The organism is Vicinamibacteria bacterium, assembly GCA_035620555.1.
Lineage (GTDB): Bacteria > Acidobacteriota > Vicinamibacteria > Marinacidobacterales > SMYC01 > DASPGQ01.
The window spans coordinates 1-14,446 of the sequence record DASPGQ010000550.1 but is presented as its reverse complement, the minus strand read 5'-3'; the positions used below and the strand labels follow the sequence as shown (position 1 = coordinate 14,446).

Genomic DNA, 14,446 nt, shown 5'->3' with positions numbered 1-14,446 from the left:
CATCGAGTGCATCCTCACTCATGCGAAGCCGCTCCACGATGCGGCGAAGATCCCGACCCGTTCGCCGACGCCCGAGCTCGTCCTTGATCACTTCCGAGAAGGATTTACCGGGGGTCTTGTACCGGGAGAGGACCTCGTATGCCTCGAGATCGATGGTGATCGTCTTGACAGCCATGCACTTATCGTGCACTTGTCTCGTACGCGCTGTCAAGCCACCGAATCAGGCTCTTGATGTTGAATCAATCCTACCCACGCTCCAGCACAGGCTCACCTGCCCTTGAAGTTGGGAGTCCTTTTCTCGACAAGCGCGTTCAGGCCCTCGCGGGCGTCCTCGGAGCGAAAGCTGGCGAGCTGGGCGAGCTGTTCGAGCTCGAGCACTTCCTCGAGCGTTGCATTCTCCGCGCGGGCAAGAGTTTGTTTGGCCCAGCGAATCGATACCGGAGACGCGTCCCGAAACTCCCTTGCCTTCTGAAGCGCTCGCGCCAGGAGCTCGTCGGCCGGGACGACCCAGTTGACGATGCCGAGCGAAAGGGCCTCTTCCGCCGGGACGAGCCGCCCGGAGAAGACGAGATCTCGAGCCACCGCCGGACCCGCGATCCGTGTGAGGAAGTAGCTCACCCCCCAGTCCGGATGAAGGCCGACGCGAGCGAAGCTCGCCCCGAGCCGTGCGGTGCGAGCCGCCATGCGAACGTCGCAGGCGAGCGCGAGACCGAGCCCCGCGCCGACGGCGACGCCGTTCACCGCCGCGAGGGTCGGGATGGGAAGCGATTGCAGAAGCGTCACGACCCTCTTTCCCTGCTCGACGAGCGGCTCCACGTCCTCGGGACGGGCGTTCGCCATCACCTTGACGTCTCCACCCGCGCTGAAGGCCGTCCCCGCCCCGGTGACGATGAGGGCCCGTGCCCGCTCGGAACCCTCCTGGATCGCGGCCAGGAGGTCGGAGCGCATCGAACCGGTGAATGCGTTCAGCGCTTCGGGGCGATCCAGTGTGACGGTCGCGATCGCGTCATGGACTTCGAGTCGAATGTGATCCCAAGTCACGAGGTGCCTAGAGTGCTTCGAGGAGAAGGGCGAGCCCCATGCCGCCACTGATACAGAGGCTCGCGAGGCCGCGTTTGGCTTTTCGTTTGCGCATCTCGTGAATGAGCGTCACGACGATTCGCGTGCCCGTGGCGCCGATGGGATGCCCGAGAGCGATCGCTCCGCCGTTCACGTTCAGGCGCTCGGGGTCGATTCTCAATTCGCGTTGACAGGCGATGACTTGAGCGGCGAACGCCTCGTTGATCTCGACGAGGTCGATGTCGTCGAGGCCAAGGCCCGCCTTCTCGAGCAGCTTCCGGATGGCGGGAACGGGGCCGATGCCCATCACCGCGGGATCGACTCCCGCCGAGGCATAGGCGACGATTCGTGCCATGGGCTCCACCGAAAGGGCCGCCGCCCTCTCCTCGTTCAGCACCACGAGGGCCGCGGCGCCGTCGGTGATCCCGGACGAGTTGCCGGCAGAGACCGTACCGTTCTTGCGGAAAACCGGAGGAAGCTTTTGGAGACCGTCCAGCGTGACCCCGTCGCGAGGGTGCTCGTCCACTGCGGTTTCGTCGAGGGGAACGATCTCGTGGTCGAACCGACCCGCGCGCCGCGCGGCCTCGCATCGACGCTGAGTCTCGACCGCATAGGCGTCGGACTCCTCCCGCGGGATGCCGTAACCGTCGGCCAGGTTCTCCGCGGTCTCACCCATGAGCTGCTCGCAGAGGGGACAGAGAAAGCCGTCGCGGTACATCCCATCCACGATCTCGGAATGGCCGAGCTTGTGACCCCAGCGGGCGTCGAGGAGGAGGTAGGGCGTGTTGCTCATGCTCTCGGTTCCGCCAGCCAGAACGACCTCGGCGTCGCCGAGCGCGATCGCGCCGTAGGCATTGATGATGGCTTTCAGGCCCGACCCGCACGCTTTGTTGATGGTATACGCGGGCACGCTCTCGGGAAGACCGGCGCGATAGGCGATCTGCCGCGCCACGTTGGGACGGACTCCGGCCTGACGGGCGTTTCCGAAGATGAGCTCGTGTACCGCATCGGGTGGCACCGCGCTTCTGTCGAGAGCCGCGCGAGCGGCGGCGGTACCGAGCTCGGCGGCGCTCAGAGACTTGAGCGCACCACCGAACTTTCCGATCGGGGTTCGAACGGCGCCGGCGACGACGATGTCTTTCCGCACGATCAACGCCCCCGGAAGCTGGCTTTACGTTTCTCGACGTTCGCGGCGATTCCTTCCGTCGCGTCCTCCGAGAGGAACAGCTGTTGCTGGAGCTCTCGCTCGAGCGCGAGTCCCTCGGAGAACGGCGCCTCGAGGCCCGAGCACACGGCCCTCTTGATGCTGCCCACGGCTCGGGCCGCCCGGTTCGGCGGCACGAATTGAGCCGCGTATTGAAGAGCTCGCTCTCGAAATCCGTCGGCATCGAACAACTCGTTGACGAGCCCCAGGCCCGCGGCGTCCTCGAAACCGAGGAGCTTTCCCGTAACCATGAGCTCGAGGGCCCGGGCGCGGCCGAGGAGCCGAGCGAGGCGTTGCGTCCCACCGGTGCCGGGTAGAACACCCAGCTGCACCTCGGGCAGGCCGATCTTGGCGGTGCCCTTCTTCGCCACTCTCAGGTCGCAAGCCAGAGCCACTTCGAGGCCGCCGCCCACGGTGTGACCGTTCAGCGCCGCGATAACGAGCTTGCGCGTCGTCTCGAGGCGGCCCAGGGTCTCGTTCGCGTGGAGGCAGAAGTAGTACTTGAACTCGGGCGTCACCTCGTTGAGCATCCCGATGTCCGCCCCGGAACAGAAGAACTTCTCCCCCGCCCCGGTCAGCACGAGGACGTGAACCGTGTCGTCCATCCGCGCATCCAGGATCGCCCGGTCGAGCTCTTGCATCATCTCGTAGCTATACGTGTTGGCTGGCGGATGGTCGAGCTCCATCACCGCGAGGCCATCGTTCTTGGAGTAGTTGACCAGAGCCATGGCTAGTGCGTCCTTCTCACGTACTCGAACTCGACCGGTTTGCCTTTGATCCCCTTGACTGGTGGAGCGATCCAGCCGGCCACCTGCCGGGCTCCCTCGACGGGATGCATCAGACCGCGAACGAACTCCTGGTCCTCCTTCGTGGGCAGCCATTCGTCTCGTTCTCGATTCCACGTCTCTTCCGTTACCAGCTTGCCCGAAGGATCGAAGCGCATCCCGGAGTAGATCCCGATCTGACGGTTGAATCGGCGACTGGGAAGACTCAGTCGATCGGAGAGGCCGGCCTCTTCGAGAATCTTGTTCCAACGATCGACCCCGCGTTGGCAGTCGGCGATATAGTCGTCTCTGAGAATCTCGTTCATGGCGTTGCGCAAGGGGATCTCCTCGTTGACGAGCTTGCCTCCCTTCGGAACAACCATGTGATAAACGCCCTCGAGCGCCTTGTGATCGGAATAGCTCTCCTCACGGTTTCGGCCCTTGAGCCCGGCCGCGAAGTACTGGGCGGCGTTGGTGGAGATCTCGCCGCCGAACAGATCGGTGGAGGCGCTGAGCCAGAAGTTCAGATATTTCTGAATCGTGGGGAGATCGATCCCGCCGTGCTTTCGTACGTCGTCGTCCTTGTGCTCTCGCATGAGCTCGGCGGTTCGCTCCACCACGCGCGCGACGCCGGTCTCGCCGACCGACATGTGAAAGGCTTCCTCGGTCAGCATGAATTTCGTCGTCCGCGATAGGGGATCCAAGCCGCTCTCCGCCAGCGCCAGGAGCTGGTACTTGCCGTCGCGGTCGGTGAACATCGTGAACATGTAGAAGTTGAGCCAGTCGTCGCAGGGCTCGTTGAACGCGCCGAGAATCCGTGGCTTGTCGGCGTCGCCGCTGCGACGCTCGAGGAGCTCCTCCGCCTCCTCGCGGCCGTCCCTGCCGAAGTAGGAATGGAGCAGATAGACCATCGCCCAGAGGTGGCGTCCCTCTTCGACGTTGACTTGAAAGAGGTTTCGCAAATCATAAATGCTCGGCGCCGTCCTGCCCAGGTGCCTTTGCTGCTCGACGCTCGCCGGCTCGGTGTCGCCCTGCGTGACGATGAGCCTTCGCAGTTGCGTCCGAAACTCTCCGGGAACCTCCTGCCACGCCGGCTGGCCTTCGTTGTCGCCGAAGCCGATCCGCCGATCGGGCACGCCCGGCGCGAGAAAGATGCCCCAACGATAATCGGGCATCTTCACGTAATCGTAGTGGGCCCATCCGGAGGGCTCGACCGAGACCGCGGTGCGCAGGTAGACCTCGTCCTGCTGAAAGCCCTCGGGCCCCATCTCCATCCACCAATCGATGAAATGCGGCTGCCACTTCTCGAGCGCCCGCCGCAGCTTGGGGTCGGTCGTCAAGTTGACGTTGTTCGGTATCTTGGCATCGAGCTCCATGCTCTAAGTCCTCCTCCAGTCGAACTCCGGCAAGCTCTGCTTGCCGTAGAGTGTCAACGCCCCCTTTTCACCGACCGCGTTCGGGCGTTGAAAGATCCAGTTCTGCCAGGCCGAGAGACGCCCGAAGATCTTCGTCTCCATCGTCTCCGGTCCGGCGAATCGAAGCGAGGCTTCCATTCCCGTCATCGCGTCGGGCGAGAACCCGGCGCGCTCCTCGCAGGCGATGCGCAACTCATCGTCCCAATCGAGCTCGTCGGGAGCGAATGTGACGAGCCCGAGATCGAGTGCCTCCTCCGCACCGATTGGGGCTTCCGCGGTCCGGGCGCTCGCCAGCCCGTCCGGGTCTCCCCAGAAGCGGGTCTCGAGTCGGGTTAGCCCGTTGGCCATCGGGAACCAGCGATCGTTGAGAGGGCCGAGTCCCAAGGGGATCTCTTTGCTCGGATCGTCGAGCATATAGCTCCGATCGGCGGCGAGCGCCAGCTCGAGGAGGGATCCGACGAAACAGGATCCCGGCTCGATGAGCGCGAAGACGCTCCGCGCCGTCTGATCCAGCCGCTTGAAGGTGCGTCTCAGCTTCAACAAGACTTCCTTGACCAGCCAATGCGATGCGTGCTCGTGGAGAAGGCGATCATAAGCCAGCACCGCCTCCGCATCGCCCACGGTTCGGATCAGGAGCAAACCGATGGTCTCGTGATGGAAACGAAGGTGGAGGAGAGCGTCGTCGAGCTCCCGCGCCACGGCGAGAGGCCAGAAACTCGCGCCCGATTCCCGTATCGCCTCGGGAGTCGCCGGCAATGGCCCCTCCGGACCACGAACCTCGATTGCGGCGGTACGGGCCTCGGGACGAATTCTCACCCGCACGGTGCGATAATCGATCGACGTTTCGCTCCGCTCCGCCTCGAGAGGCGCCAACGTGATTCCTGGACCGTCGGCGCGCCGCGCCGAGCTCGCCGCCCGCGCTTCCGCTCGTTGGCGCACGAGCTCGTCGAACTTGCTGCGCGGGGCAATCTCGTCCACGAGCTTCCATTCCCGCGCCCTCTTGCCTTTGATCCCTTCGACCAGCGTCGAGAAGACGTCGGCGCGGTCGCGGCGAACCATTCGCTTGTCGACGAGTCGCGTGAGCCCGCCGGTGCCGGGTAGCACGGCCAGCAGAGGGGCCTCGGGCAACGCGACCGCGGCATTGCCATCGTCCACCAGGAGGATCTCGTCGGCCGCGAGAGCGAGCTCGTAGCCCCCTCCCGAAGCAATTCCGTTGAGCGCGGCGAGGTACGTCTGTCCGCTTTCACGACTCGCTTCCTCGATGGCGAGTCGCGTCTCGTTGGTGAACTTGCAGAAGTTGACCTTGAACGAGTGGGAAGAGCTACCCAACATGTAGATGTTGGCCCCTGCGGAGAAGACCCGATCCTTGGCGCTGGTGATGACGACGGTACGGACCTCCGGATGCTCGAAACGAAGCCGCTCGACGGCATCGGCAAGCTCGATGTCGACGCTCAGATCGTAGCTGTTCAGCTTGAGCTGATAGCCGGGGACGAGCCCGGCATCTTCCCGCACGTCGAGCGCGAGCGTGGCGACCGGCCCGTCGGTCGAAAGGCGCCAGTGTCGGTAGTCGCTTGGATGTGCCTCGAAAGAAATGGGTTTCATTCAGCTCGCCCTTTCTGAAGGAACCGAAGTTGAATTATACTACCCGGAAGTCCCACTGGATCGGAACTATAATACACCAATGAGCGAGCGGCGGTTCCTTAGGGAGCTCGGACGCAAGGTCCGGGCGGAGCGCGCCCTCCGGGGCCTGAGCCAGCAGAGCCTGGCACAGGCGGCGCGCCTCTCTCCGCGCTACCTGTCTCAGCTCGAGGCCGGCCGTGGCAACGTCTCCATCCTGCGGCTGAACGACATTTCCCGAGCCCTCGGAGTCCCGCTCCACGAGCTGGTCCGAGTCAATGGAAAGAATCCAATCGTGTCCCTGATCGGCCTTCGCGGAGCGGGAAAGAGCACCATCGGACCCCACCTGGCTGCCGAGTTGCAGTGCCCTTTCATCGAGCTCGATGCCCTCGTCGAGGAGGAAGCCGGTTTGAGTCTCGACGATCTCTTCGCACTCCACGGCGAGCGCTATTACCGCCGGCTGGAGCGGGAAGTGTTGGTCCGCGCCATCTCGGCGAAGAGGCCATTCATTCTCGCTACCGGTGGCGGTCTCGTGACCGAGCGTGCGACTTTCGACCTCCTCAAGGGGAATACGGTCACGGTGTGGCTTCATGCCAGACCCGAGCTCCATCTCAAAAGGGTCATCGCGCAGGGGGATCGACGTCCGATGGCCGGGAGGTCGGATCCCCTGTCGGAGATCCATGCCTTGCTCCGCGAGCGGGAGCCGCTTTATCGGGAGGCCGACGTCGCCCTCGACACGAGCGAGCTCTCGCCCGAAGCCGCCGCCCGGGAGATCGCTGGTGAGCTCCGACGCACGGGAGTCCGAGCCGAGAGCGTTACAATCTGACGCATGGCATCTCGATTCCTGCTCGGTTTTCTTCTCCTGGCAAGGTCGGGCACGGTTGCCGCGCAGATCGAGCCCGACTCGCTGCTGACTATTCCCCACATCCTGCAAACGCCGCTCATCTCCGACTTCGCCGCCTCTCCCGACGGAAAACGAATCGCGCTGAGCCTGTCGGTTCTCGGCAAGGAAACGATCTGGATGCTGGGGGATGGGGACTCCCCCGGGAGTCCCATCGCCACCGAGAAATCATGGGGAGAGCGGGACGTCGACTGGTCGCCAGACGGACGCTCGATCACTTTCGTCTCGAACCGGAACGGCGGCTGGCACGTGTACCTATCGGAGCCGGACGGGCAGCACGCGCGCCAATTGACGCGCCACGATGGCGAAGATCGCACGCCGAGGTTCTCTCCGGATGGAAAGCACGTCGCCTTCTTGTCGCGAGGGAGCACGACCGACACCGGATGGGACCTCTGGGTCGTCGACACGCAGGGTGGCGCCGCTCGCCGCCTCACGAACGAGCCGTTCGATGAGGAAGATCCTCGCTGGTCGCCCGATGGAAGGAGAATTGCCATCACCCTCAACGGCGGGCGATTCCAGGACCGCACGGTGGGGTTCGTCACCTTCGATGACGGTGCCGTCCACCCGCTCACGCCGGAGGACTGGTCCGGTGACAGTTTCGGGGCGCGCTTTTCACCCGACGGCTCGCGCGTCGCGTTCGTTTCCGACCAAACCGGCCTCAAGACTATCTTCCTGGTCGAGCCAGACGGCATAGCTCCCGTTCCCGTCCTCACGTCGGAGTACGAGACGACCGAGCCCGCCTGGAGTCCGGACGGGCAGAAGCTGGCCTATCTGGAGAATCAGCAGGGGGATGTCAAGCTCAAGATCCACGACTTCGGCTCGAGTCGAGAGAGAACCCTGACGCTGCGGGCGGGGGTGCACTCTCAGCCCGCGTGGCGGCCCGACGGCTCGGCCGTATGGAGCCTCTTCGAGGCGTGGAACTATCCAAGAGACCTATGGGCCTATTCGATCGAGGGCGGCCGAGAACGGGTCAGCGATACATTGCCTCCCGACGTCGACGTCCGGAAGACGGTGAAGCCCGAGCTCGTGCGCTATCGGAGCTTCGACGACCGGGAGATTACCGGCTATCTCTACCTTCCCGAGACCGCGAGCGCGGAGACCCCGGCGAAGTTGCTGGTTCGCCCCGTCAGCGGTCTCGAATCCCAGTGGATGAACAAATGGTACCCCTTCGTGCAGCTCCTGGCACAAAAGGGATACGCGATATTCACTCCCAACGTGCGAGGAGCGTCCGGCTTCGGCCGTGAGTTCGAGAAGCTGAACGACGGGAACTGGGGCCGCGGCGATCTGGAGGACGTGGTTGTCGGGACACGCCAGATGGCGGCTCGACCCGAGATTCGCAGCGACCGTATCGGCATCTGGGGCGTGCACTATGGGGGGTTTCTCGCGCTCGCCGCCATCGTCCGTTATCCCGACTTCTTTGCCTGCGCCGTCGAGACGGGGGGTATGCCCGACCTGGAGAAGCTCTATCGACAAACGAGCGACCAAGGAAGGTGGTATCTCGAAAGCGAGCTCGGGCCCCTTCGCGGAAACCTGCAGCTGTACCGAGATCTGTCCCCGATCCAGGGCGTCGGCTCGGTAAAGACTCCGTTGCTTTCATTTCATGGAGAAATTCATGCGCTCGTGCCCTACTCTTCCAAGGAGCCTTTTCTGCAGGCCCTACGGGCACGACCCGACTATCCGCTGCTCGATTTCGTGTTCCGCGGCGAGGAGGTCAGGGGAGCTTACCGCCACGATCTCTATCCCGAGGCAGCCTGGGCCTACGTGGAAAAAATCCTCGAGTTCCTGGAAATCTATTTGTGACGAAGCCAGACTCGCACGGCCCCTACATCATCTTCGACTTCGATAGCACTCTCGTTCAGGTGGAGTCATTCCCCGAGTTAGCGCGTATCTCTCTGAGGAACCATCCCGAACGCGTCGAGCGCCTCCAGGAGGTGGAGCGCATCACCGAGCTGACGGCGACGGGACAGATGTCGATGGCCGAAGGAATCACCCGCCGGATCGAGATCCTGGCCGCTCACCAGAAACACCTTCGAAGCCTGGTTCACGTTCTCAAGCGCTCGCTGACTCCTTCGGTAAAGAGGAATCGGCAGTTCTTCAAGAAACTCAACCGCCGAATCTACGTGCTTTCCAACGGCTTTCGTGAGGTGATCCTGCCGGTCATCGAGGGCATGGGCCTGAGCGGGGATCGACTCTTTGCAAACTCGTTCGTCTTCGACGACAAGGGATACATCGTCGGGTTCGATTCGAAGAACCCTCTCGTCCACCAGGATGGCAAGGCACGGGTCGTCCGGACGCTGCAGCTCGGGGGAGAAGTCTATGTGCTGGGCGACGGCTACAGCGACATGAGAATCAAAGAGGCGGGGCTTGCGTCGAGGTTCTACGCGCTCACCGAGAACGTTCGCCGTGAGTCCGTCGTCGAAGGCGCGGATCACGTTCTGACGAGCCTCGACGAGTTCCTCTATGTCAACCAGTTTCCGATGTCGGTGTCGTATCCCAAGACGCGCATCCGCGTCCTGCTGCTCGAAACGATCCACCTGGCGGCCGCCGAGCACTTCGAGAAGGAAGGGTACACGGTCCGTACCATCGCCGGGAGTCTCGAGGAAGGGGAGCTCATTCGTGAAGCGAAGGGAACGACGCTTCTGGGCATTCGCTCGGGCACCCGCATCTCCCGACGCGTCGTCGAATCGGTTCCTGGCCTTCGAGGTATCGGAGCTTTCTGTATCGGCACGAACCACATCGACCTTGCCGCCTGCTCGGACAACGGTGTCATCGTTTTCAACGCGCCCTATGCGAATACGCGAAGCGTCGTGGAGCTCGCGATTGGAGAAATGCTCATGCTTGCGCGCCGCGCCTTCGTGCACTCGACGCTCCTTCACTCGGGTGTCTGGGAGAAGACCGCAGAAGGGTCCTTCGAACTGCGAGGCAAGAAGCTCGGCATCGTGGGGTATGGGAACATCGGGTCTCAGCTCTCGGTCATCGCCGAGGCCCTCGGTCTCGAGGTGCACTACTACGACGTCGTGGAAAAGCTCCCCCTAGGAAACGCCAGGAAATGCGTCTCTCTCGCCGATCTACTGAAGCGGGTCGATATCGTCTCGGTGCATGTCGACGGAAATCCCCACAACCGCAATCTTTTTGGGAGCAAGGAGTTCCGGACGATGCGGGACGGAGCTCTGTTCTTGAACCTGTCCCGGGGGTTCGTCGTCGACCTCGACGCTCTCGCCCAAGCACTCGAGTCCGGAAAGCTCGGCGGAGCCGCGGTCGACGTCTTTCCCGAGGAGCCGTCGGCGAATCGGACGTCGTACTCCTCTTCCTTGCGTGGCCTGCCCAACGTCATTCTGACGCCGCACATCGGTGGGAGCACCCGGGAAGCGCAACGAAACATCGCCGAGCACGTCGCCGGCATGCTGATCTCCTTCATCAATTCAGGGAACTCAGTGGGTAGCGTCAACTTCCCCGTGGTTCAATTACCCGCGCTCCGGAGGGCGCACCGATTCATTCATATCCACGCCAACGAGCCCGGTGTCCTCGCATCCATCAACCGGGTCATGGCGGAGAACGACATCAACATCCTCGGCCAGTACCTGAAGACCAACGAACGCCTGGGATACGTCATCACCGACGTGAGCAAGACATACGACGCCAAAATCGTCCAGCAGCTGAAGAGCGTCCCTCACACGGTGCACTTCAGAGTGCTGTACTGAATCCCAATCTCGAGCTGGTAGCTGGCAGGTGCGGGTTCCCGTAGAATGCCACAGCCTGATTTCCTTCCGGACCACGATGCGGTCAAAGTTCGCCCGGCGTTCCGTCCGAGGGTTTTTCCAGAGGAGGTTATTGATGTCTCATCTTCATTCCCTGGTAGCTTGGAGCATTCTCGGTACCGTAACGCTACTGGTGCTCCCGGTGGCCCTTGCCGAGCAGAGCGCTCGGTCGGCAGCCGATACGGGCTGGGCCGACGACCCCCCGAACCTTTCCTCGCTCGTTCGGTTCGCGCGAGGAGAGAGCGACCTGCGAAACGCGGTGAATCGATACCTGGAGGACCGAGCGGCCCTATTGCGACGCTACCCGGTCGAGTACTCCCCGGTACGGCACGAAAGGCTCCGACGTTTCCACACGGGCTGGCAGCGGCAGCTGGCGGGGGTCGACTTCGCCGACCTCAATCACGAGGGTCAGATCGATTACATCTTGTTGAGGAATCGCGTGACGTATGACCAGGAAATGCTGGATCTGGACCAGAGACGATGGGAGGAGATGGCCCCGTTGCTTCTGTTCGCGGCACAGCTCAGGACCTTTCAGGAAGATCGGCACGATCGGCGGCGAGTCGAGCCACGCGCGGCGGCGACGACGCTGGATGCGGTGGCGGACGAGGTCGCGCGCTTGACGCGGGAGCTCGCCGACGAGGCGCGGGCGGCCGGAGGCGTTGTGTCCCGCCCCGGAATCACCGGAGCGGTCGCGAATCGCGCCGCGCGCCACGTCGAGCACCTCCGAGAGGTCCTGGCCGACTGGGAAGGCTTCTATGAGGGATATGACCCGCTCTTCACCTGGTGGAACCGGGAGCCCGGTGGTCGTCTGGACGACGCTCTCGCGGCCTACGTTGAAGCCATCCAGACGCACCTGGTGGGAATCCGTCCCGACGAGGTCGCACCTATTATCGGCGATCCGGTAATGGCCGACGGCCTCCGCGCGGATTTGGCCGTGGAGATGATTCCCTACACTCCAGAAGAGCTCATCGCGATCGGCGAGCGAGAGTTCGAGTGGACCGAGGAGCAGTTCCGGATCGTGTCGGACGAAATGGACTTCGCCGACGACTGGAAGGCGGCTCTGGAGCACGTGAAGGAGCTGGCGCCGCCACCCGGCGAGAAGCCATGGGCCATCTTCGAGATCGCAGACTACTCGGAAGACTTCGTTGACCGGATGCGAGCGATCACCGTGCCGCCTCTTGCCAAGGAGGTGTGGCGCCTTTCGATGCAGACTCCCGAGCGACAGCTCCGTAATCCGTTCTTCTCCGGCGGAGAGGTGACGCGGGTGTCTTACCCCACCGATGGGATGCGCCATGACGACAAGCTCATGAGCATGCGGGGCAACACGCCCCACTTCAACTTCGCGACAGTTCACCACGAGCTGATTCCCGGCCATCACCTCCAGGGATTCATGTCCAACCGCTTCAACTCGCATCGCGGCGCGTTGATGCGCACGCCGTTCTGGGGCGAGGGGTGGGCGCTCTACTGGGAGCTGCTCCTGTGGGACGAGAACTTTCCGAGAGGGCCCGAGGACAAGATCGGCATGCTGTTCTGGCGACTCCACCGGGCGGCTCGGATCGTGTTCTCACTGAACTTCCAGCTCGGAAGGTGGTCACCACAGGAGGCGGTGGACTTTCTCGTCGACCGGGTGGGGCACGAACGCGCCAACGCCGAAGCCGAGGTACGACGCACGACCATCGACGCGCCCCTTTACCAGCTCGCTTATCTGACCGGCGGCCTCCAATTCCGGGCCCTGTACCAAGAATTGGTGGAATCTGGCCGCATGACCGCGACGGAGTTCCACGACGGTGTGCTGCTCGGAGGACGCATGCCGGTGGAGATGGTTCGCGCGCGCTTGACCCGCCAGCCGCTCACTCGTGACTATCAGACCAGTTGGCGGTTCGCTGGAAATCCGCTGGAGCAACCCTAGGGACCGAGCCCCTGATCAACGCCGCATTCCTGGCCGGAACCGGGATCGTGCTCGTCATCGCCGTCGCGGCTACCTTGAGGCCGGCCATCCGTGCGGCGCGACACGACCCACTCGCCCTTGTATCTTTCGCTCAGGGCAGGGTGAACTCGGTCAGGTCAGCGCCCGTTGTCGCAGAAGGCGATCGAGAGTCTCGAGCCGCGCGGTGTCCTCGAGGACTTCACAGAATTGGTGAACGAGTCGGCGCACCCTCGGGATCCGGATGGACCTTGTGTGAAGGTCGAGGAGCTTCTCCGCATCGTCAATGTCTTGCGGTCGGAAGGCAACGACCTTGTACACGATGAGGTCCTCGTCCACCGCCAAAAACCGGGAAAACAGCCCTTGATGCCCTTGGTGAATCTCCGGCGCGGGTGGCGGTGACTTCACCAAGACCATGAGCCGAAGTGCACGGATTCGGTCTCATCGGCGCACCCCTTGGCTAACACCTCGAGTGGCATCCAGCGTCACCGAGAAGAAGTCCTCCGGACGAAAAGCGAAGCTCTCGTGGACGTTGTCTCCGTAAGGGTTTCGACGAGGGCGACGACCGTGAACAGGACGACGGCGGCCGCTTGCCCAGGACGAGCTCGGCCCGGCTCACGGGGTTGATCAGGAGGGCTCGAGCGAGCCGCGCTCGCGTGTCCCACCGCCATTCGACAGGCTCGACCAGCCGATGAGGAGGACTATGGCTCGGGATTTCGTCGGAGATGCTGTGGGCACTGCAGCGGCTTGTCCCCCGCTTGCTTCCGAGGGTGGCTATCCTTCTCTTTACCGTCCTCGAAACGTCCGCGCGACTGCCTTGTACCAGCTGCTCGAGACCTACTACGAGCAGGTCAAAGGTCTGTGGGAGGACCGCTTCGAGAAAAAGTACGGCTTCTGGCGTGGGTTCGTCGACACCGTGGTGGCCCGCTACCTTGATTGTGGCGTCGCGGAATCAGGTTTCGCCCGGATCAGTGCGACACATGTGGTGCGGAACGGTTGTTGACGCTGAGCTGCAAACAGAGAGGGATGCGAGCTCCACTTGTCCTGCTTTGGGCTGGTAGAGGAAGTGCTGGGAGTCCCGGTGGTAGCGAAGGCAGGAGAGGTTCACCGGGGGCCGCATGGAATAGCAGGCAAGCTTGTGGAGCCCCTCGGAGTCGGAGGGATAGACGGTGGTTCGGTTGTGAACGTGAAAACCCGAATTCCGCCACGACAAGAGCAGGTCGATGCGCTGCTGGGTGATGAGCTCGCGGTTTCCGGAAAGCGGCATCGACTGGGGCGTAGATCGTTTCGACGTCGTACTCATAACGTTTCGGGAAGAGGACAGAACGACTCGCGCGCTCAGCGGCAAGCTACGATCGCAAATCGCGCGAAATCGAGCTCGGCGTCGCGAAAAGCCGACGTACGTAGCTCGATTCAGCTCACCGTTTCGGTTTCGCGGAAACCTCCCACAGCGCGTTCACCGGAAGCGCTACGAGCTTCTCTCCGAACGGCACCGACTGTTCGCCCATATACAGGACGATGCCGCGACGGAAGCGCACGCCTAATGCATCTTTCATGAATCGGAGTCCCTTGAAATCGGATGAGGTCACCGAGGCGCCGGCTTTCACCTCGATGCCGACGACCTCGCCCGCCGCATCCTCGAGCACGAGATCCACTTCGTCGCCCTTGAGCGCGCGGAAGTGAAACACCGAGACCCGGCGCTCGCTCCAGGTTGACTGCTTGCGAAGCTCCATGGCGACGAAGTTCTCGAGAAATGGTCCCGTGGCCTCGCGTCGTTCTTGCAGCCGAGTGAGACTCAGCCCAT

Annotated in this window: 13 protein-coding genes; 5 read left to right on the top strand and 8 right to left on the bottom strand. The window is 63.0% G+C overall.

The window, feature by feature from the left end; translation table 11 throughout:
* From VEK15_22245 to boxC, 6 genes are all read right to left on the bottom strand, one after another.
* A partial coding sequence (locus VEK15_22245) for an antitoxin VapB family protein (GenBank protein HXV63438.1) occupies positions 1-175 on the bottom strand: 175 nt, incomplete at its 3' end.
* A gap of 92 nt (positions 176-267) precedes the next feature.
* Complete coding sequence (locus VEK15_22240; protein ID HXV63437.1) at positions 268-1,041, bottom strand: enoyl-CoA hydratase-related protein; 774 nt, start codon at positions 1,039-1,041, stop codon at positions 268-270.
* 7 nt (positions 1,042-1,048) lie between these two features.
* Positions 1,049-2,206 carry an acetyl-CoA C-acetyltransferase gene (locus tag VEK15_22235; GenBank protein ID HXV63436.1) on the bottom strand — a complete coding sequence of 386 codons (1,158 nt, stop codon included), beginning with the start codon at positions 2,204-2,206 and terminating at the stop codon, positions 1,049-1,051.
* 2 nt (positions 2,207-2,208) lie between these two features.
* Positions 2,209-2,991, bottom strand: a complete 783-nt coding sequence (locus VEK15_22230) for an enoyl-CoA hydratase/isomerase family protein (protein HXV63435.1) — start codon at positions 2,989-2,991, stop codon at positions 2,209-2,211.
* 2 nt (positions 2,992-2,993) lie between these two features.
* Positions 2,994-4,403 (bottom strand): benzoyl-CoA 2,3-epoxidase subunit BoxB, encoded by a 1,410-nt coding sequence (boxB, locus tag VEK15_22225; GenBank protein ID HXV63434.1) that lies wholly within the window; start codon positions 4,401-4,403, stop codon positions 2,994-2,996.
* A gap of 3 nt (positions 4,404-4,406) precedes the next feature.
* Complete coding sequence (boxC, locus tag VEK15_22220; GenBank protein HXV63433.1) at positions 4,407-6,044, bottom strand: 2,3-epoxybenzoyl-CoA dihydrolase; 1,638 nt, start codon at positions 6,042-6,044, stop codon at positions 4,407-4,409.
* 79 nt (positions 6,045-6,123) lie between these two features.
* Between boxC and VEK15_22215 the strand changes: the two genes are divergently transcribed.
* The 4 genes from VEK15_22215 to VEK15_22200 all read left to right on the top strand — a co-directional run bounded on the left by VEK15_22215 (position 6,124) and on the right by VEK15_22200 (position 12,627).
* Entirely contained in the window at positions 6,124-6,885 is a 762-nt protein-coding gene (locus VEK15_22215) for a shikimate kinase (protein ID HXV63432.1), read from the top strand.
* Between the two features lie 3 nt (positions 6,886-6,888).
* The gene (locus tag VEK15_22210; GenBank protein HXV63431.1) at positions 6,889-8,760 is read left to right on the top strand and encodes a prolyl oligopeptidase family serine peptidase; all 1,872 of its coding nucleotides are present in this window, start codon (positions 6,889-6,891) and stop codon (positions 8,758-8,760) included.
* Positions 8,757-10,661 carry a phosphoglycerate dehydrogenase gene (serA, locus tag VEK15_22205; protein ID HXV63430.1) on the top strand — a complete coding sequence of 635 codons (1,905 nt, stop codon included), beginning with the start codon at positions 8,757-8,759 and terminating at the stop codon, positions 10,659-10,661. Before VEK15_22210 ends, serA begins: the two co-directional genes overlap by 4 nt.
* A 133-nt stretch (positions 10,662-10,794) precedes the next feature.
* Positions 10,795-12,627 (top strand): DUF885 family protein, encoded by a 1,833-nt coding sequence (locus VEK15_22200; GenBank protein HXV63429.1) that lies wholly within the window; start codon positions 10,795-10,797, stop codon positions 12,625-12,627.
* Positions 12,628-12,777: 150 nt separating this feature from the next.
* Here the strand turns inward: VEK15_22200 and VEK15_22195 are convergent, their stop codons facing one another.
* Entirely contained in the window at positions 12,778-13,059 is a 282-nt protein-coding gene (locus VEK15_22195; protein HXV63428.1) for a hypothetical protein, read from the bottom strand.
* A gap of 400 nt (positions 13,060-13,459) precedes the next feature.
* On the opposite strand from VEK15_22195, the gene VEK15_22190 reads away from it, so the two are divergent.
* Positions 13,460-13,645: a hypothetical protein gene (locus VEK15_22190; GenBank protein HXV63427.1), complete on the top strand. Its 186-nt coding sequence runs from the start codon at positions 13,460-13,462 to the stop codon at positions 13,643-13,645.
* Between the two features lie 415 nt (positions 13,646-14,060).
* Here the strand turns inward: VEK15_22190 and VEK15_22185 are convergent.
* A partial coding sequence (locus tag VEK15_22185; protein ID HXV63426.1) for a DUF4143 domain-containing protein occupies positions 14,061-14,446 on the bottom strand: 386 nt, incomplete at its 5' end.